We start from the raw sequence: 20,147 nt of genomic DNA, 5'->3' as shown, positions 1-20,147 counted from the left end.
CTTCTTGAGGTGACCGGTCAGATCGGATCCCAGGTAAAAACATCGCTGCTCCGGTCGAGCGGAACGGCGCTTCCCATCAACGCCTTGATGCCATGTTCCGCGATGCTTTCGGGAGTCCAGTTTTCGCGATGGACGCTCCGCACCGGGCGTACGCCACTCATCAGGAATATCTCGTTGTTACGGGTGGCGAAAACCTGGCCCGTTATATCCTTGGCCTGGTCTGAACCGAGATAGGCCACGAGCGGCGCGTTTTTCTCCGGCGTCATTTGCTTGAGCACGGCGACCCGCGCCTGCTGGTCGGGCGTCTCATTCGGCACGGCGTTCGTCATCCGGCTCCAGGCAAAGGGTGCGACGCAATTGGAACGCACATTATAGCGCTTCATGTCGAGCGCGATCGATTTGGACAGGGCAACGATACCGAGCTTCGCGGCGGAGTAGTTGGCTTGGCCGAAATTGCCGATCAGCCCGGACGTGCTCGTCATATGGATATATGCGCCGCTTTCCTGCGCCCGGAAATATTCCGCGGCCGCGCGGCTTACGAAGAAGCTGCCATTGAGATGGACATTGATGACGTCCACCCAGTCTTTCGGACTCATCTTGTGAAAGATGGTGTCACGGAGAATGCCTGCATTGTTGACGACAATGTCGATCCGTCCGAAGGTATCGACTGTATTCTTCACCATTTGCTGCGCGGCGTCGGGTTCTGCCACACTATTGGTGTCAATCGCCGCAGCGCCGCCACGCTGCTCAATCAGGCTGCGCGTTTCCTGAGCGGGCGTGTTCGATTGGCCATCACCGGACAGACTGGCGCCGACATCGTTGATCATCACCTTCGCACCAGCGGCAGCCATCGCAATTGCGATCTCGCGGCCGATGCCGCCACCCGCTCCCGTGACCAGCGCAACCTTGCCAGCCAAAATTCCATTCTGATCCATGATCAGTCTCCATTCGCAGTGCCGAACTGAGCCGGCGATTTCTGAATTAGTTTTCTTTTGGACGCCGCTTCTTCGCCTGCAGGGCGGCCAGGGCCGCCTCCACCGCCTGCTTGTGCTCATCGGATGAAGCGGCGATCGCCTGCGCCGTGGCCGTAAAGTTCAGCAGATCCTCAAGGCTCATCGCGCCGCTTTTGTGCAAAAGCTGCTTGGTCATCCTGACCGCAAATCCCGGATTGCTGGCGATCCGAGAAGCCATCGCCATGGCCACGTCCATAAGCTGTTCGTCGGGAACCACCTTTGTCACCAGGCCCCAGGTAAGCGCCTCATCCGCATCTATCATGTCGCCGGTCAGGCTCATTTCCAGCGCCTTGGGAAGGCCGACGACCCGCGGAAGCAGCCAGGCGCCGCCGTCGCCGGGGACATATCCAATCTTGACGAAGCTCTCCGCAAACTTGGCGCTTTGCGCGGCGATACGGATGTCGCACATGCAGGCAAGATCAAGCCCTACGCCTACGGCCGGCCCGTTTACCGCTGCTATTACCGGCAATTCCAACCGCGACATGGCAAGCGGAATGCGTTGTATGCCGTTGATATAATGCGTGCGAGAAACGGGCGGCGATGTCTTTCCAGCCGTTTCGGCAATCTTCTTTATGTCTCCGCCAGCCGAAAAGGCCGCGCCCGCGCCGGTCAGGATAGCGACCTTCACCACATGATCATTTGCCAGCCGCTCGATTGCCCCAAGTAACGCCGCCTGCATCTCATCAGATGATAGGATATTACGCTGCTCAGGGCGATTGAGCGTGATGATCGCTACAGCACCTTCCTGACGATAAAGGACATGGTCCAAATGGCATCTCCGGAATGACTGGTGTTACGGGCGGCGCTCAAGCGATGTGAGGAAAATCGCCGGGATCAGAGGCCTTGAAGGAAGGTATGACGCAGACCGTTAAGACCCGATCTTGATCTGCACACTCTTGGTCTGCTGGAATTCTTCCAGTCCCTTCTGACCCAGTTCGCGCCCGATCCCGCTTTCCTTGTATCCGCCGTGCGGAAGGTCATCCAAACCGGAATTATTGTAGCAGTTCACGAACATCTTGCCCGTGCGAATGGCCTTTGCCACACGAAGCGCCCGCCCAATGGAGTTGGTCCAGACACCGCCTGCAAGCCCGTAGCGGCTATCATTGGCAATCCGTATCGCGTCCTCCTCGTCAGAGAATGGTATGACGGAAAGGACCGGCCCGAAAATTTCGTCCTGCGCTATACGGGCGCTATTATCGACACCATCAAAGATGGTCGGGGCGATGAAGAAACTATTATCGAATGCCGCACCTTGCGGTGCGCCACCGCCAGCCACCAATTTCCCTTCCGACCGGCCAGTGGCGATATGTCCGCTAACACGGCTGAACTGATCCGCGCTCACCAGCGGACCCATCATGGTCGCGCCATCATTGGGATCGCCGATCACCTGCTTGCTGGTATTTTTCACCAGCGCTTCCACAAACCGGTCATGAATGCCTTTTTGCACCAGCAGGCGGGTGGCGGCCGAACATTGCTGACCGCTGTTGAAGCAGAATGCGTTGACGGAAACCGCTGCAGCCTCATCGAACGGCGCATCGTCAAAAATGATATTTGCGGATTTGCCGCCAAGCTCGAGTGAAACCGGCTTGAAAGTGGAAGCCGCCGAACGCATCACGATCCGGCCGGTCATATTCGATCCGGTGAACGCGACCTTGTCGACCATCTCCGATTCAGAGATCAACTGCCCCACGACAGCGCCGCCGCCAAGATCGCTTGTAACGACGTTGATTACACCGTCCGGCAGACCTGCTTCCGTAAGATACTGCGCAAGAAGCAAAGTAGGGCCGGCGCACAGATGCGAGGGCTTGATAATGATTGTGCACCCCGCCGCGATCGCGGGCGCAATCTTCACCACGGGATTAAGCAGCGGGAAATTCCACGGAGTGATCAATCCGGCCACGCCGATCGGCTCATGCAGGATCATACCCATCGCATCAGGGGCGCGATCACTGATCGCCGAACCATGCAGATCCAGCGCAAGGCCAGCATAATATTCGAACGTACGAATGGACGTCGCAAGTTCGCCAAGCGCAACAGACCTGGGCTTACCGGACTCGGCGATCATGCGCTCGACGAACGCCTCGCTGCGCTCACCCAAAATACGGGCCACGCGCGTAAGCACCTCGAAACGCGTCCGCGCCCTGCTGCTCGGCCACAGACCAGAATCGAATGCAGCGCGCGACGCCTTGAGCGCCAGCATGCCATCCTCAAAGTCGCCATTGGCGTAAACGCCCGCTATGGAACCGTTGAACGGATTGCTCCGCTCAAAAGTCGCTCCGGAGAGGGCCGGGAGGCTCTTGCCGTTGATCCATAGGCCGAATGTCGGTGGAGCGGCTGTCTCGGCGATGGTCAATTTTGATGCTACCGCCTGCGTGGACTCGGAACTCACCTATCTCTCCTTCGGCGCTGTCGCCCATGTGATAAACTCACCCGCTTTTTCGAAACGGGTTAGGATACGCCATGCAGCGCGCAGGACCATTTGGGACGATCCGCCGCCTCTCATGAAGCTCATCCACGGGGAAACTTACATCCGATGCGGCATTCCGCCTCGTGCTTTATCCGGAAAGCATCCTTCTCCGATCCGCAACAATCCTTTCAGGCCGTTTAGGCAGAGAAAGGCGCGGAAACGGAGCAAGTCGCGGCGATTATGCGTGTCGCCAATGCCCAAACCGTGATCGGCATTTAACGCACATCCCGCAAAGGTCTTTGCCGATATTGCATATTTGGAACAATCATCATCCCCCTATAGTGCAGCGCTGTTGACATCCTGACAGAGGGTGATCGATCCCTTGCGTCGATTTCTTTGTCATGAGGCTGCAAGCCGAAATTGAGGGCGGGCTATGGCGTTATACGCGGCCTCCTCCTTTCAGCGATTGTGGACGCGATAGTCGGAATGTGCCGGACTTTGGAGGACAAATTCCGGCTCCTCCCGCAAATCGCGAATAGAAATGACCGACGTAGAGGATAACTGGATGGAAATCAGCGCAGACGAGATCAAGGAACTCGGCACCCGCGTTCTTACCCGGCATGGAATGAAGCCCGAACATGCGGACATGGTGCTCGATCATTTGATCGATGCCGCCATGAGCGGACACGCATTTGCCGGGCCTCCGCGCATCTTTTCGATCGTTGAAATGCTGCGTAAGGTCGGACCGGGCGAACCCATCAGGACGATCCGCGAGAGCGCGTCCTGCGCAGTCATCGATGGCGGCGGCGTTACTGGATATGTCACGTCTCTGATGGCGATAGACAAGGCGGTTGCCCTGGCGAAGGAAACCGGTGTCGGCATCGTCGGCGTCCACAATAGCTGGTTCAGTGGCCGCCTGTCCTACTATGTCGATCGCGCGGCGCGGGCGGGAATGGTCGCCATTCATACGGCCAGTTCGCGCGCGGTCGTCGCACCACATGGGAGCATTGACAAACTTCTGGGCACCAATCCTGTTTCGCTCAGCTTCCCGGCCGATGGCGACCCCCTGGTCATAGACTTCGGGACCAGCGCAGTCGCTTTGGGTGAGGTCCTGCTGCGGCAGAGATCGGGAAGGGAATTGCCGGAGGACACGGCGGTTGACGAAGAAGGCCTTCCAACCACGGATCCTTCCGGCGCCCTTGCGGGAGCCATGCTGGCCTGGGGCGGTCCTCGCGGTTCCGCTCTGTCCATAGCGGTTCAGATTTTCGGAGCATTGGCGGGCGGCGCTGCCCCCGCAGCGGATTTTCAGGATTCCGGTTTCTTCTTCCTCGTGTTCGACCCGGCCATGCTGATGCCAGCCGACAAGTTTAAAACTCAGGTTTCATCCTTCATCAACGACATCAAGACCTCGCGGCCAGCCCCTGGTCAGCCGCCCGTTCGGATTCCTGGCGAACATGGCCATAAGAACCGGCGTGAAGGCCGGGTCCGGGGCAAGATCGATCTCGATGATAAAGTCTATGCGGGGTTGTTGGCGCTGTTGGACGACTGAACACTGTCGCCAACATTTCCCGATCGATGAGCGAGGCATTCCGGAAGCTGCTCTCCCCGTACATTCGGCGGTGATTTTTGGCGTCCGGAAAATGCCGGGACTGATCAGTCGGCCCCGCCTATCCCGTTAAATCCCGTCTAATTAAATACGGAGCGGCCGTTGCTAACTACGATGGCGTCGCGTTCCACAACACGCGCCTGGAATGATCCATCATTCCACATCTCAACGCTGATGGTTTCCCCCGGCAGTACCGGCGCAGAGAAACGCAGCTCCATTTCGCGCAATCTTTCCGGCTGAGAATCGCCAAACACCTTCACCAGCGCATGACAAACTATTCCGAACGTGCACAGGCCATGCAATATCGGCCTGTCAAAACCAGCGGCAATGGCCGCAGCCGGATCGGAATGGAGAGGATTATAGTCGCCGTTCAACCGGTAAAGAAGGGCCTGCTCCGGCCGGGTCTCCAGCTTTAAATGGGTATCAGGCGCCCTGTCGGGGAGGCGATGCGCCGGCTTGACGGGGCCAGATGGCCCTCCGAAACCGCCGTCGCCACGCAGGAATATCGTGCTGGGTGCAGATGCCAGCAGTTCCCCTGTCGCAAAGTCGCGCAGTTCCTTATCTACATAGAGCAACGCGCCCCTGCCCTCGCCCTTGTCGACGATCGCGGCCACTCTCGTCTTGCCGACGATCTTGCCCTCAACGGGCAGAGGCTTGTGGATGATTATCCCTTGTTCGCCATGAACGCGTTTCGCAGCATCCACGCCAGTCTCTGGATCAAGAAGCCAGGCCCCCGGATACCCAAGCACGGTCGCTATGGATGGAAGCGCCTGCAGAGGTCCATGTTCCGTCACGAAACGCAGTTCATCGGCGTCCGTCGGATTCTGGCCAAGACCCACGGAAAGCGCGTACAAAATAGTATCTCGTTGAGTCAGATCCTGTTCGACATCGGGGATCTCAAAATTCATCAACTTGTCATAGTCGATCGCCATCGGAATCCTCGCCTAACTCAATTGCCGCGCCTGTCGCACGGGATCTTTGGTCAACTTTTCTTACGGAAAGCCACTTAGCGCCGTGCTTTACGACGATCCAGGCAACACCCACGCAGGCGGCCTTTTCTCCTGTCGCGCCTTGCGGCCTTCGGCAGCGCCTTCGCTTCGGACCGATTTTACCGCCCATTCCATGGCAGCATCCAGCGCTTGCGGAAGTGTCGCTGTATCAACCGCCTGCACCAGTTTTTTCAGGTGAGCGCAGGCTTCAGGATCTGCAAGGAGCAATCCGTCAATTAATGCGCCAACCGTGGAGTCAAACTCCTCTGGCGCGACGGCTCTGGAAACCAGACCGATCCGCTCCGCTTCCTGTCCGTCAAATCTCGAACCGGTCAACAACGCATATAGGGCCTTCTTCGGCCCAACATTACGCAACAGCATCGCTGCCGAGAGGGTTGGCGCTATACCAAAGCGCACTTCGGGGAAACTAAATGCCGCATCGGTTGCGGCAATCACGACATCAGATCCTGCCGCAATCGCCACGCCCAGGCCAATGGCATGCCCCTGAATAATGCTGACCAGAGGCTTGGGAAACGCTTCTATCGCCAGCATCAGCCGGCAGAGTATCGCATAGTCAGCGCGGACGGCATCATCATCGAGCACGTCCGCGCCCTGAAAGTCACTCAAATCGCGGCCGCTGCAGAAATTCCCATCGGCACCCCGGATGATTATCATCCGGCAGTCACTATCCAGCGCGAAATCCACGAAATGCTTTTCGAGCGACTCGATCATTGAGAGATTCATCGCATTGCGGCGATGCGGATTATCAATAATCAGGTGACAGTCACCGCGAACGCCCCGTTCGATGGATATGCGTCCCACTCAGGCCTGCTCCCGCAGACCTGTCAGCCGTTCAATCTGCTCGTCGCTCAACTGCATATGCGCTCTCAAAATCTCGTCATTATCGGCCCCAAGATGCGGCACAAGACGCTGCGAGAATAGCGTTTCCTTATTCAGCGTGAAAGGCGCGCCGATGAAGGATTTTGGCTCCTGACCGCTTTCCGCGAGCGAAAGGAGAATATCATTCTCCTTGAGCTGGTCATGCGTAAGAACCTGATCAAGCGTATTGAGCGGGGAGATTGCGACACGGTTCTCTTCGAACTTCTCTACCCAATAAGCGGCATCGTTCGTCTCGAAAATCGCACTGACCAGAGCGATCAGTTCCGCTCTATTCTGCAACCGGTCATCATTGGTCGCGAAGCGCGGATCGACCCCCAGTTCCGGCCTGCCCAGAGCCGTGCTGAAACGCCGCCATGCAAGGTCATTCGTTGCCCCGGACAATATATAGCCGTCACGGCATTTGAACGCCTGATAGGGAACGAGATGCATAACCCCCGATCCCTGACGCTGCGGCAAACGCCCGGTCTGCAGCCAATTCACGGCCTGATAGCCAAGAATTGAAATGGCAGTGCGCAGAAGCGACACTTCCACATGGCACCCGCCATTGACGCCGCGGCTGTGCAAAGCCGTGAGAATGCCGCCATAGGCGATCAGGCCCGTCGACATGTCAATGAAGGAGACGCCGCACCTTACCGGCTCACCGTCTTCCGTACCGGTTCCCAGCATGACACTGGAAAAAGCCTGCATCATCAGATCGTAGCCAGGCTTGTCCCGCATCGGACCGCGCGAGCCATATCCCGTAATAGAACAGAGGATGATGTCCGGCTTGATCTCCTTCAACGCTTCGAACGTAATGCCGAGGCGCTTGGATGATTCCGGGAGGAAGCTCTCGATAACGACATCGGATTCCCGGACAAGCTGCGCCAGCGCTTCCTTGGCCCCGGGAGCCTTGAAGTTCATGACAACGCTGCGTTTGCCACGGTTCACGCTGCTGAAGTTGCAGCTAAGGCCATCGGCTGTCCGATCGCCCCAGCCCCGGTTTTCATCGCCTTCAGGACTTTCGACCTTCAGAACGTCGGCGCCCATATCGGCAAGCAACTGGCCACAATATGGCCCGGCAAGAACCCTGCTCAGGTCCAGGACCTTTACGCCCTGCAATGGATACTGCATGTCTTTTAAGAACCTTCAGAGAGTTAAGCGGCTTCCTGCTCGAACTTCTTGAGTTCTTTCTGCACCGCCGGAACGACGTCCGTGATGAAGCGCTCCATGGATTTCGTGACGCTCTTATGCTCCATGTCGCCAACCTGCATGAGCAGTGCGACATGATGAGGCTGCAGACCACGCAGCAACGCCACCATCTTCTCGACAACCGTATCCACGTCGCCGACCGGCAGATTGTGGCGGATGCGATCCATGTCCGGCTCGCCTTCAAACGGCACTTCGCCGATGATGTAATCTTCGCTCACATTCTCGCGACGGTTCTTGAAGCTCAGCGCAAGCCGCTGCTGGTAACGGGCGCAATCGAGGAAGTGATCCGCCTCGGCCTTGCTGTCGGTGACGAATACCATGCGGCTGCAGGCAACCTTGGCGTCGGCGGGATTGCGGCCTTCTGCGGCAACCAGCTTCTCATATTCCTTGCGTATGCCGATCAGTCGCGTCAGGCCGCCCAGCGCGCCCGACATGAATACCGGATAGTCGTTACGAGCGCAGCGCCTCAGATGCGCCACTTCACCACCGGCATACCAGATTGGCGGCGTAGGCTTCTGCAGCGGCTTGCAGCTAATCGTGGAACGCGGAAGGTTGAAGTGCTTACCGTTATAATCGAACGTCTTTTCAGACAGACCCAGTTCGATCAGGTCAAACATCTCCGTGGTGATATCAGCAGAATCTTCCAGAGTGACGCCGAAGCGCTCAAACTCATAACCCTGATAACCCTTGCCGACACCCAGTTCGAGGCGACCCTCGGTGAGAATATCGGCCAGCCCGATTTCCGCCAACAGCCTTGAGGGGTGATAGAGAGGCGCAATGACAACGCCGCTGCCAAGCTTGATGCGCTTCGTCTTTGCGGCTGTGTGCGCCACCATCATCAGAGGAGAAGGGCACAGGCCGTAGTTGGAGAAGTGATGCTCGGCGAACCAAACATTGTCAAAGCCAAGCTCATCAGCGAGGACGACCTGCTCCACAGACTCCTTGAAGATCTGTTCGCGCGGCTTCACGGCATCGCGCTGCTGCATCAAATTCAAAGTACCGAATGTGGTCATGTTTCGCCCTCTCGAATTTCCATGCCCCGCCGCGTTCGCGATGGTTGATCACCATCTGCTTGGAGCTGTTTGTTGCGATACGGGTGATTGTATCGGAGCGGACATTATTGAGAACCATCGCAAATTGGCGAACACCGTCGCGATTCAAGCAACAATCCAATGCTCTTTTGACTATGCAAAAACGGCATTGCCCCAGCAGTTCTTGGATTTACCCCCGCCAAAGGCTCAACAGAGACCGCCTCGCCTTTCAACAATATGCATCAATAGCGTGATCAACCCCGAACATCTCAGTGCGCCGTATATCCGCCCTTTGTGGACCAGCCGCCATCTACGGCAAGGTTTGCACCGGTGATGAAGGACGCTTCGTCTGAAGCCAGGAACAGTCCCGCATAGGCGATGTCCAACGGTCGTCCGGTGCGCGACATCATCGGCCAGCCGTTGAAGTTTCTCGCAAACTCCTCGCTTTGCGCCAGCATCGCTTCCGTTGGAGGCGCGACAATGGGGCCGGGCGATATCGAATTGGCGCGGATCCAATGCGGAGCGCCTTCAAGCGCAAGCTGGCGCGTAAAGCCAATGACCCCGCTTTTGCCAGTGGCATGTGCGGCGGCCCCAATAAACTCCGTAGCGCGCATGCCCGAAACTGACGCAATGTTGATAATCGCCCCTCCGCCACGCGCCACAAGGTGACGCCAGATCGCCCTGGACGGAAGAAACACGATATCCAGTTCAAGCCGCATCGTTTCGCGCCACTGATGCAGAGTCATTTCACCGAAGGGCGCGAAATGGGTGTTCGCTGCGTTATTGTAGAGAATATCCAGGCCGCCATGCGCCTTTGCCGCATCATCAATCCATGGTCCCACGGAAGCCTCATCGGCAGCATCGACCGCGCTCATGTAAATCTGCAACCCCTGCTCGCGCGCCATCCGCGTGGTCGCCTCCACGCCTGCCTGGTTCAGATCGCTTGCCACGACGATTGCGCCCGCCTGCGCAAAGAGAATAGCCGCAGCCTGCCCCTGCCCCCCGCCTGCCCCTGTCACGACGGCGATCTTGCCGGCAAGCCTTCCGGCTACCGGACCATTACTCGTACGATCACGGGATGATCCGGTCATTGTAATACTCCTTGATTTCTCATCAGCAGGCAGATGCGCGGGCCGCCGCGACGCTCAGCCATCAGGATATTTCCGGGATGGCCACAAAGGAGCCAGCCGGACAATGCCATGCTAAAAAAGCGAGACCAGAAAATCGATGAAGGCGCGCGCCTTTGGCGAGAGCTTCTTCGTCGGCGGCCATACGACATGGAGCGCCGTGTCATTGTCGTTCGACGGGTTGATGATGTAATCGGTCAGCACGGGACGCAACCGTCCGTCACGCACGGGGCCGCGGAGCATCCATTCCTGCGCCACAAACAACCCTATGCCATTTATGCAACTGGTAAGCAGGATCGATCCATTTTCGGATTCCAGATTACCGGCAACATGCACTTCCAGCTTCTCGTCGCCTTTCTCAAACCGCCACAGATTGCCGTAGTTCACCGCGCGGTACAAAAGGCAGTTATGCTGTTGAAGATCCGAAGGATGCTTCGGCTCGCCATAGCGTTCAAAATAGGCGGGACTTCCACAAAGTATCCGCTTGTTTGCGCTAAGGCGCCGCGCGATGAGGCCGGAGTCGTTGAGATGCCCCAGCCAGACGGCAACGTCGAGGCCATTGGCGACGAGATCGACCTGCTCATCCGCAAGGACGAGGTTGAGCTTGATGTCCGGATATTGTTCCAAAAATCGGGGAAGTTCCGGCGCAATGATGGACAGGGCCGCCGAGGCGCGGATCTGGGCGCGCAAGACACCTTTCAGTTCGCTCTGGTAAGCCGACACATCGCGCTGGAGATTGTCCAGACTGGATAGAACTTTTATCGCGCCCTCATAGAAGGCGGCGCCGCCGTCTGTCAGTCCTTGCTGCCGTGTCGTTCTGTGCAGAAGGCTGATCCCCAGCCGATCTTCAAGGGCGCTCACTTGGCGGGCGATTGAACTGGTGGATCTTCCAGTCTGCCTTGCCGTTTTTGAAAAACTGCCATTTTCCACAACGGCGACAAAGGTCCGCAGCTCGGCAAGTTCATTCATGTTACGCCTCCCCTACTCAACAGACCATTGCGAAAACTGGCCGGCATCCCCGAATTGCCCATGCTCTGGATCTATGCGGAAATTCTATTTTCTTGGTCGAGGCCCGCAGCATTCTTGACGCCGTAAAGAGCGGGAAATCATCATGGAATGAAGCCTCCCCAGAAGAACGGGGGCAAGCCGGTCCCTGGCCGCAGAATCTCACATCCAGCCGTCTCAAACAGTTGCAGGTGTTGCAGGGAAATAAAGACGTGACCGCTATTCCTTCGCCGGTTTGGCCACTGCCGCCCGCCATTTTCGACTGGCGGCAGTGATCATTTTCAAGAGTTAGAAGTGCTTGGTTACAGAAAGCCCATATGTCGCCGGAGCCGCCGGCATGCCGAGGATCGGCGCACCGGAGAAGGGCGCGGCAACCACCTGAGAAACATAATACAGCTTATTGGTGACGCTGCGGCCATAGGCGCTGATCGTCCAATCGCCCTTGCGAACAACATCCAGATAGAGGTTCAGCTCCCAGCGCGACGGCTGCGACACGAAGTCAAAATTGAACTGGGAGAATTGCAGCTTGCTCGTCCAGCTCAGCTCCGCGCGAGGCGTAATGTCGGCGAAGTCCGGATGGAAGGTATAACCGATCTCGCTAACCACCTTATACTTGGGCGCGGATGTCAACTGGTTGCCTGCCAGATTGGTCAACTGTCCCGTGAACAGGTTCGTGTCGAAAAGCTCACGATATTCGCTTTTCAGCCAAGCGAGATTGAACGACATCCGCAGATCATCGACGGGGACTGCGGTGATTTCCGCTTCCGCACCATAGAGCCGGGCCTTCGCCGCGTTGAGCGTTACAGGGCCAGGCGTTGGCGGCTGCAGGTTGAGGATGGTGATCTGCAGGTTGCTATAGTCATAATAGAAGCCGGACAGATTGACGCGAACGCTCCGGTCGAAAAGATCGGCCTTGATACCCGCCTCATAATTGGTGAGCTTCTCAGGGTTATAGGCCGGGCTCAACTGAGTGAAGTCGAAACCACCGCTCTTGAAACCACGCGAATAGGTCGCATAGGCCATGACACCGTCAGCCACCTGATAATGAACAGTAGCCTTCGGATCGAAGGACGACCAGGACGCGCTGCTCGGACCAGTCGCGCTGCAGCTCGTGGTTCCGGGGATGAAACCGGTAATCGGCGGAGCAACGCACCCAACGACCAAAGGCGTTGTGGGCTGATAGATATTGACGAAATCGAGCTGATTATAGCGATCGATGGCCCGCTTTTCATAGCTGTACCGCGCGCCGATATCGATGCCCAAAGCGTCAGTAACGTGAAGAGTAGCCTGGGCGAAAGCGGCATAGGCATTCGTCTTTTGCGTGCCGCCCTGGCCAAAGCCCTGATAGATGGGCTGCAGATTTCCGCCGAACAGAAGACCGGACGCGCCGAGATTCAGCCGGAAGCTATTCTTCTCATGGAAATAGAAGCCGCCGACGACCAGATCGACCGGCCCGCGCTTCAGCGACAAACGCAATTCCTGCGAAAACTGGTCCGCCTTGTTGGCGACATCAAGCGTGGTGGTCGAAGGATCGGCGTCATCACCGGTGCTGGTGCCTGCCTGGTTGACGTGGCGATAGCCGGTAACCGAAGTGAGATCGACATGGTCCGCAATTTCAAGCGTGGCGTTTGCCGACAGACCATAATTTTCCATGTAGAAGCGCTGATCAATACCGGCGCGATCACGCCGGCTCGCCGGATGCGCAAAGCCATTCACAGTGGCCACATCAGGGAAGAACGGATTATTGCGAACAAAGGCGTAGCCGCCTGCATTGTCCTTCTCCCAGCGATAGTCGCCGGTCAGGGTCAGATGGAACGTCTCTGACGGCTCGAAACGCAGCTTAGCGCGCGCCGCGCGGCTCCGCTCGCTGTCAACATCGTTGCCCGTGGTGATATTCTTTCCGAAGCCGTCACGATCATTGGTCTGGAAAGCGAAACGCGCAGAAACCGTGTCGGACAAAGGACCGCTGATCGCGCCTTCCGTGCGGATCAGGTTATAATTGCCAGCGGTGATCGCAGCATAACCATCCAAGGTATCCGTCGGGTCATTGGAGATGATGTTAACAGCGCCAGCCGTTGCGTTGCGGCCGTAAAGCGTACCCTGCGGCCCGCGAAGCACCTCGATGCGATTGATGTCAAAGAGCGACGTCAGCGCAGCCTGCGGGCGAGCATTAACGACATCATCGGTGTAGACGGCGACGCGGCCGTCGGCGCCTGCGTCAACGCCCTCAAGACCGATACCGCGAATGAATATCCGCGCGTCTCCCCCAAGACGCGAGAAGTTCACATTCGGGATTGAGCGCGTCAACGCATCGAGATCGGCAATGCCGCGATCCTTCAGCATGTCGCCCCCGACAGCCGTGATCGCCAGAGGCGTCTGCTGAACGCTCGACGTCTGCCGCTGTGCGGTTACGACGATGTCCTCGATCTTTGAGCCTTGGTCCGCTGCAGCATCCTGTGGAGCCGAACCTGTTTGCTGCGCATTGACTGCGGTCGCGCCAAGCATCGACACAGTCAAAATTGCAGATGAAGTCAGGAATTTGCGAAGCATTATTACCCCCTCCCAGAGTATCAGGCAAAGATATGCGCCCACATCCCCTGTTTCCGGAGAGTGGTGCGGTTGAAACTCGAAGCGGCATTTTCCCAAAGAAGGGGAGGCAACTCCATTCCCGGTTGGGCAAGTGAGCCTTTCCGAGATTGCGGAATTCATCACTTTTTGGGGGAAAGGAATAAGCGGGCACGACAGCCAGCGCTGAGCCATATCGAAAAATTATCTTTTAAATTCATGTATTTAAAAGACATACCTCGGACTAGCGAAGCTATTAATGCAATTTGCCGAGCGCCGCTGATTTCACACATTTTATCAAAAATCGCGATCATGCTTTGCGTTAGATGATTAGCTGATCAGCAAGTCAGTCCCTTTAACGCGGGTCTCAGCAACTGGGCCGCTCAGCTTAGAACAGAAAAAGGGCCAAGCCATTCTGTGGCTCGACCCTTCCTTCTATCGGTATGACGCCGCCTAGCGACGCCGCACATCGGTTGACGAATTAATGACCTTCAACAAGCGCATGCTTGGCGCCAACGCTGACGGCAAATATGTGGCACGGTTCGTCAAAGGGATTGCTCCATGCATGGATGGTGCCGCCCTGAATAAATGTATCGCCCGCATGAAGCGTCATGGTCTCGCCATCGTCAAGCTCACATACCACGCTGCCGCTCACAATATATCCAGCATCAACGGTTGCGGACCGATGCATCCCAGGCTTGTCGGTCATTTCAGAGAGCGCGCTGGGTTTTCCATCATCCTCCCCAGGCTGCAGCTCCTCATGATTAGCCTCTGTATTGGCGTCCAGCACCAAATGCGTGCAGCGAAAACCGCCGACCGGAGGAAAGAACCACGGATATTCGCGCAACTCGCCATCATCAGGAAGTTGGATATCCGCAGCAGCCCACATATCGCATATTGTGAAGCCTTTTACCCCCGGAATGGTTTCCATGGGAAGCTCGACATCGCTCGCAACGATCGCGCGGTTATTCTTATGTGCAGTAACCACACGTCTGCGTTTGACAGGCATGATCCATCTCCTAATTCTACGCCGATGCCGCCATGCGCGGCCGCGCGGACTTATTCCCTTGTCGTGGCCCGGCGAGTCTATTTCGCGTTTGGCAAAGGTGCGTTCGCAATTTGACGAAATGTGGTCACGCGCGCGCCATCAGGCGGGGAGCCTCGCCTGTCAGATGTTGTACGAGCAATCGCGTCGCCGCGAGAAGTTGCGCCGGGTCGCGCACGCACAGCATCAAGGGGCGATGCGCCCAGGTTTCTTTCAACGGCCGGACATTGATGCCCAATTCTTCGACAAAGGGATGCGCAGCGACCGCAGGCAATATTGCCACGCCGAGGCCCACCGACACCATCTTGCGCACACTCTCAAAGCTGGTCGCGTGCGCGCGCTCTTTGAGCGTCTTACCCAAAACCATCGCCTGATGCCGGTACAAACTCAGCAACGCGCTGTCTCGCTGCATACCAACGAAATATTCGCCCAGCATGTCGGAAAGCTGGAGCGAACTGCGCTCCGCAAGCGCGTGGCCCGGCGGCAGGATCGCAACCAGCTCATCGATTTCCCACGGTATCAAGTGTAGGTCACCGCCATCCACAGTGCCCGACACCAATCCAATATCGGCCGTGCCAGTGCGCACCGAATGGATCACTTCGATGCTGGTAAATTCGTCGAGCTCGACATCAACGCCAGGATTGGCGGCGACAAATTCGGCAATTTTTCCCGGCAGCAGACCTGACGTCGCCGACATATGCGCATGAACGCGAATATGCCCGCGCGTCCCGCCCCGTATCGCCTCCATGTCCAGCACCATGCGCTGAAGCAGATCGAGAAGATCGCGGATCTGGTTTACCAGTATCTGGCCGGCCGCACTCGGAACGACGCCCCGGTCTCGCCTTTCCAGCAGCGTGACGCCGCAACGCCATTCCAGGTCAGAAATGCGCCGGCTGATTGCGGATATCGCGATATGCTCACGCTCCGCCGCGCGGGCCAGCGTGCCTTCCTCCACCGTCGCGGCAAACAACCTCAGCGAAGTGAGATCAATCTCTTTGATGGACCAGCTATGATTAGCCACCATGACAATTTGACCGCACGATCACCCCCAGAACAAACAAACGCAATGAGGTGCCCGCTCCTCCATGATGCCGAGCGAGATGACTCAGCAATGATCACCCAATAGCAAAAAGACCATCCTTTTGTTGATCATTTGAACAGTAAGTGTCAAGTGCGATCACAAATCCGCAAAATCCGAATTTTACAGAGAGCCGTTTTCCAGCCTGTCATGCGGCTCTGGCCCTGTCAGCACGTTCGCGCGCCGCAACAGCATCGCGCACCCGTCCACCAATCAAGGCGCCCGGAATCTTCGCAAACGCATCTGCCGCCTCGACAAGGCGGGTGATATCGATTCCGGTTTTAATCCCGGCATTGTTGAACATCCAGGCGACGTCTTCGGTCGCGACATTGCCCGTGGCTCCGGGAGCGAATGGGCAGCCGCCCAGCCCGGCGATCGAGGAATCGATAACATCGATCCCCGCATTCCATGCCGCCCAGACATTGGCTGCGCCCATTCCATAGGTGTCATGGCCATGGAACGCCCAGCGGACCGAAGGCGCACATTCTTTCTGCACCAGTTCAAAGAGAGAGGAAATGCGGTCCGGGCTTACGCGCCCCGTGGTGTCACACAGTGCGATTTCAGCTTCAGGGGCAATCTCTGCCAGCCTGCGGGCGATTGCCAGCGTCTCCGACTGATCGAGTTCGCCAAGAAAGGGGCAATCAAATGCGGTGGCGACGTTGACGCGCAGCTTGGTGCCCGCCGGCAGAAGATTTACGATATCCCGGCACTCGTCCACGGACTGCGCCGGAGACCGCCGCACATTATTCTGATTATGCGCTTCGGACACGGACAGAACAAAGGCGAGATGATTTGCGCCAGCAGCAAGCGCGCGTTCGGCTTGCCGGACCGTCGGAACAAGCACCTGCGCATCCAGATCAGGAAAATCCCTGGCCGCATCGAGTATTTGCGCTGCATCGGCAAGTTGCGGCACCGCCGCCGGATTGACGAAAGATGTCACTTCCATCCGCCGGATACCGGCTTCGTACAGCTTACCCATCAGGGCAATTTTGGTTTCAGTCGGGATAAACGGCGCTATCGGCTGAAAACCATCCCGCGTGCCAACCTCAACCAGCGTTACGTCGCGCATCATATCACTCCCTCGGCCCTGAGCTTCGCGACCTCCGTCGGATGCATGCCTAGCATTCCGACAAGAATTTCTTCGGTGTGAGCGCCAAGCGGCGGCCCCGGCCAGCGGATCGAACCCGCGGAACTGCCGACACGCGGCACAATGCCCGCTTGCAAAACGGGGTCGGCAAATTGCGGATCATCAACCGCGCGCACCATATCCCGATAGCGAAATTGGGGATCCGCCGCACAATCCGCCGCAGTATAGGCCTTACACGCGGGAATGTCAGCGGCGACGAGCTTATCCGCCAAATCCTCGGAATTAAAACCGCTGCTCCAGTCGCTGATGACGGCGTCAAGCTGCGCCGCATTCTCAACCCTGGTCTGGTTGGAGACATAGCGCGGATCGCCGATCAGTTCGGGCTTACCCATCAGCATGGCGAGTTTGGCGAACAGTGGTTCCGAATTTGCCGCAATCAGCATCCAGTTACCGTCTGCGGTCGGGTAAGCATTGGATGGCGCAGCCGTTGCGATGCCGCCGCCTGTCGGCTGCTTCACTTTCCCAAGCGCCCCATATTCGGGGAGCATCCCCTCCATCATACTGAAAACAGCCTCCGACAGCGCCACGTCAAGGCTGTGCGGCGAAGCCGCTTCGCTATCGCTGGGGCGGCCAGACCGGTCACGCTCCCAAAGCGCCGCCATAACGCCGAAAGCGGCATAGAGGCCGGCGAGCGAGTCCCCGATGCTAACGCCAACTCGTACAGGAGGAAGATCGCTCTCGCCCGGCCGATGATTGGTCAGATAACGAAGCCCTCCGACCGCTTCACCCACGACGCCGAACGCCGCGCGGTCGCGATATGGGCCATCCTGCCCAAATCCTGAAATGTGCGCCATCACCAGGTCGGGGCGCACGCCACGCAGCACGTCCGGTCCCAGCCCAAGCTTTGCAAGCTGACCCGGCCTGAAATTTTCAACAACGGCATCGCATGACGCAACCAGACCAAGGATGATCTCGCGCGCTTCGGGCTTCTTCAAATTGAGCGTAATGCTGCGCTTGTTCCGCCCATGCATCGACCACCACAGCGATTTGCCGTCGATTTGCGCACCCCATTGACGCACCGGATCACCATCGAGCGGCTCTATCTTGATTATGTCTGCACCCAGATCGCCCAACAGGCGCGTGCAGAACGGCGCTGCTACGAAATGCCCAATCTCCAAAATCCGCAGTCCGTTTAACAAGGCCGCCATATATTATTCCGTCATTGTTGGAGTGACCGCGAGGTCATCGATCCCCTGCTATTGCCATGGCCCCGCAAGTCCATTTCGCGTTCGGCAAAGGCGGGTTCGCGGTTTGATATGATTGATAGATATCCAGTGGCTTGCTGCGCCAAGACCGAGCTCATTGGACTTCGAATTTTGGCCAATCCGACTGACCATCCGAACAATTTTACAGTTGAGCTATAACCTGTTCCGGCTCACCTTTCCTGCTCTGCTCGGCCCGAAGCAGTTTGCCGACTATCCTGCGTGCGCGGATCGCCGCCTGATCGGTTGGAAGAATTACCGGCCGCATGGCGATTAAATCGGTCTCATCACCCATGTTCGCCTGCACCTCGGCAATCATGGCGCCATCCTCAAACGTAAAGACATTGGCGATCGCATCGCCAAGCTGCTGACCGAACATTTCATCGTCCAGGCGGAAGTTGCGCGATGCAGACCAGAAATAGTGGCAACTGGTCTCAGTCTCCGGCGTCACAAGCTCCGCTCCCCAAATGCGCAATTCCCTGTCATCGCCCGGATCGCGCGAGACGAAATGCAGCTTTAGAAGCATATTGGCGGGCGCGTCCCACCGGACGCCGCTCAGGCCGTCCAGCCTCTCCGGGGCATCTGGCCAGATCAATCCGGTAAAACCAAAGGGCCTGGTATTTCGCTGATTATATATGGTGGTAATCGTGTCGCCATCCTGCAGGATATCATGCTCGACCCTGGTTTCCGGGTCGTCAGGGACCACGAGTATCGGATGCAGAAATTGGGTATGGGAAAGATCGAGCAGATTGTCGGCGACAAGCTGGTAGCTTCCCTTGACCGGAATCATGCCGCCGACTGTTTTATATCCGCCATCATCATGCGCCGGAAATTCTGGGATAAGCGCCGGATCGGCCTCATCGGCTTCGCCCATCCATATCCAGACCATGGCGTATCTATCGATCACTGGATAGGATTTGAGGCGCAATCCCGGCGGGATCATCGAACCATGAGGATTGAGCGCACATGCGCCGTCTGGAGAGAAACGAAGTCCATGATAGGGACATTCGATATCGTTCCCCCGCAACCTGCCTTGATGCATCGGCGCGAAGCGATGAGGGCAGACATTGCCGAGAGCGACCGGATGCCCCTGCTCCGTTCGATATAAAACGACTTTTTCGTTCAGCAATGTGCGCGTGAAAGGATCTCGAACCAGTTCATGGCCCCAGGCGGCGCAATACCAGCGGTCTTTAATATAGCTCACCAAAACCTCTCCTAGTGATTTTGGACCGGTCAACCGCCAGCGATTTTTCGCTTTGCAATTGACGGTATGTTCGCTCTCACCGGCTGAGCGAAGGCAAATCCAGCACCAGCATCATCCTGGGCCCTGTAGCCAGTGAAACGGCCTGCCCTTTGGAAGTTCTGCCTAACGCAAACGCTCTATCGATAATTCGCGCGAGGTCGGGCGGCGTCCGTTTGCCTGATATTTCTGCGCCAACCGCCTGCCCGAAAATATGCAGTGGATTACCGGCGGGACGTTTACCGGATGCCTAGGCAAACTACCGAAGGGGGCCATCACGAAGATTTAGCGAAACGCCTTCACAAAATTCCGCAGGCGATCACCACATGCATCACAACCTGATCTGCGCTGTGAAGATAAATCACACGAACCAATGACCACAGACCAGGCGGCGGACCCTCCCCAGACTGACCACTAGCCTCCCACCACTGAAACAGCCCATACTGGCCGCAACCATTTTAACGTCGTGGAAGATGCTTGGCTCGTCCGCATCAGCTCACGACCAAAGTGAACTGATGCGGCGTGGGCTTTTATCAGGCGTTTACGGTCTCGCGCTCGCTGGTCCAGCTCGACGCATCATCGGCGGTCGCGGGTTCGTAGGCGG

Annotated in this window: 17 protein-coding genes; 2 read left to right on the top strand and 15 right to left on the bottom strand. The window is 57.4% G+C overall.

Annotated elements, in window-relative coordinates; translation table 11 throughout:
- Positions 1-17: 17 nt before the first annotated feature.
- The 3 genes from BHQ40_RS07575 to BHQ40_RS07565 form a co-directional block, all read right to left on the bottom strand.
- Positions 18-935, bottom strand: a complete 918-nt coding sequence (locus tag BHQ40_RS07575) for an SDR family NAD(P)-dependent oxidoreductase (RefSeq protein WP_070154489.1) — start codon at positions 933-935, stop codon at positions 18-20.
- Between the two features lie 46 nt (positions 936-981).
- Positions 982-1,782: an enoyl-CoA hydratase-related protein gene (locus BHQ40_RS07570; protein ID WP_070154487.1), complete on the bottom strand. Its 801-nt coding sequence runs from the start codon at positions 1,780-1,782 to the stop codon at positions 982-984.
- A 99-nt stretch (positions 1,783-1,881) separates the two neighbouring features.
- Positions 1,882-3,402 (bottom strand): aldehyde dehydrogenase family protein, encoded by a 1,521-nt coding sequence (locus BHQ40_RS07565; RefSeq protein ID WP_083276765.1) that lies wholly within the window; start codon positions 3,400-3,402, stop codon positions 1,882-1,884.
- Between the two features lie 583 nt (positions 3,403-3,985).
- Here BHQ40_RS07565 and BHQ40_RS07560 point away from each other — a divergent pair.
- The gene (locus BHQ40_RS07560; RefSeq protein WP_070154485.1) at positions 3,986-4,969 is read left to right on the top strand and encodes an Ldh family oxidoreductase; all 984 of its coding nucleotides are present in this window, start codon (positions 3,986-3,988) and stop codon (positions 4,967-4,969) included.
- A 137-nt stretch (positions 4,970-5,106) separates the two neighbouring features.
- Here BHQ40_RS07560 and BHQ40_RS07555 read toward each other — a convergent pair whose 3' ends face one another.
- From BHQ40_RS07555 to BHQ40_RS07530, 6 genes are all read right to left on the bottom strand, one after another.
- On the bottom strand, positions 5,107-5,958 hold the full coding sequence (locus BHQ40_RS07555) for a MaoC/PaaZ C-terminal domain-containing protein (RefSeq protein WP_070154483.1): 852 nt from the start codon (positions 5,956-5,958) through the stop codon (positions 5,107-5,109).
- Between the two features lie 87 nt (positions 5,959-6,045).
- Positions 6,046-6,837 carry an enoyl-CoA hydratase/isomerase family protein gene (locus tag BHQ40_RS07550; RefSeq protein WP_070154481.1) on the bottom strand — a complete coding sequence of 264 codons (792 nt, stop codon included), beginning with the start codon at positions 6,835-6,837 and terminating at the stop codon, positions 6,046-6,048.
- Positions 6,838-8,025 (bottom strand): CaiB/BaiF CoA transferase family protein, encoded by a 1,188-nt coding sequence (locus BHQ40_RS07545; protein WP_070154479.1) that lies wholly within the window; start codon positions 8,023-8,025, stop codon positions 6,838-6,840.
- Positions 8,026-8,048: 23 nt separating this feature from the next.
- Complete coding sequence (locus tag BHQ40_RS07540; protein ID WP_070154477.1) at positions 8,049-9,116, bottom strand: LLM class flavin-dependent oxidoreductase; 1,068 nt, start codon at positions 9,114-9,116, stop codon at positions 8,049-8,051.
- A 287-nt stretch (positions 9,117-9,403) separates the two neighbouring features.
- Positions 9,404-10,225, bottom strand: coding sequence for an SDR family NAD(P)-dependent oxidoreductase (locus BHQ40_RS07535; RefSeq protein WP_070154475.1), 822 nt, complete (start codon positions 10,223-10,225; stop codon positions 9,404-9,406).
- Positions 10,226-10,336: 111 nt separating this feature from the next.
- Positions 10,337-11,230: a LysR family transcriptional regulator gene (locus BHQ40_RS07530; protein WP_070154474.1), complete on the bottom strand. Its 894-nt coding sequence runs from the start codon at positions 11,228-11,230 to the stop codon at positions 10,337-10,339.
- 92 nt (positions 11,231-11,322) lie between these two features.
- Between BHQ40_RS07530 and BHQ40_RS25615 the strand changes: the two genes are divergently transcribed.
- Positions 11,323-11,541, top strand: a complete 219-nt coding sequence (locus BHQ40_RS25615; RefSeq protein WP_139139221.1) for a hypothetical protein — start codon at positions 11,323-11,325, stop codon at positions 11,539-11,541.
- 13 nt (positions 11,542-11,554) lie between these two features.
- Here the strand turns inward: BHQ40_RS25615 and BHQ40_RS07525 are convergent, their stop codons facing one another.
- The 6 genes from BHQ40_RS07525 to BHQ40_RS07500 form a co-directional block, all read right to left on the bottom strand.
- Entirely contained in the window at positions 11,555-13,816 is a 2,262-nt protein-coding gene (locus BHQ40_RS07525; protein WP_070154472.1) for a TonB-dependent receptor, read from the bottom strand.
- 496 nt (positions 13,817-14,312) lie between these two features.
- Positions 14,313-14,840, bottom strand: coding sequence for a cupin domain-containing protein (locus BHQ40_RS07520; RefSeq protein WP_070154470.1), 528 nt, complete (start codon positions 14,838-14,840; stop codon positions 14,313-14,315).
- A gap of 124 nt (positions 14,841-14,964) precedes the next feature.
- Positions 14,965-15,900, bottom strand: a complete 936-nt coding sequence (locus BHQ40_RS07515) for a LysR family transcriptional regulator (protein ID WP_070154468.1) — start codon at positions 15,898-15,900, stop codon at positions 14,965-14,967.
- Positions 15,901-16,102: 202 nt separating this feature from the next.
- Positions 16,103-17,026: a hydroxymethylglutaryl-CoA lyase gene (locus BHQ40_RS07510; RefSeq protein ID WP_070154466.1), complete on the bottom strand. Its 924-nt coding sequence runs from the start codon at positions 17,024-17,026 to the stop codon at positions 16,103-16,105.
- Entirely contained in the window at positions 17,023-18,249 is a 1,227-nt protein-coding gene (locus tag BHQ40_RS07505; RefSeq protein ID WP_070154464.1) for a CaiB/BaiF CoA transferase family protein, read from the bottom strand. The genes BHQ40_RS07510 and BHQ40_RS07505 overlap by 4 nt, the downstream gene beginning before the upstream one ends.
- Before the next feature lie 199 nt (positions 18,250-18,448).
- On the bottom strand, positions 18,449-19,507 hold the full coding sequence (locus BHQ40_RS07500) for a Rieske 2Fe-2S domain-containing protein (protein ID WP_070154635.1): 1,059 nt from the start codon (positions 19,505-19,507) through the stop codon (positions 18,449-18,451).
- Positions 19,508-20,147 lie beyond the last annotated feature (640 nt).

Origin of the sequence: Sphingobium phenoxybenzoativorans (genome assembly GCF_001757355.1) — a bacterium.
Lineage (GTDB): Bacteria > Pseudomonadota > Alphaproteobacteria > Sphingomonadales > Sphingomonadaceae > Sphingobium > Sphingobium phenoxybenzoativorans.
This window is presented reverse-complemented; position numbering and strand designations above follow the sequence as displayed.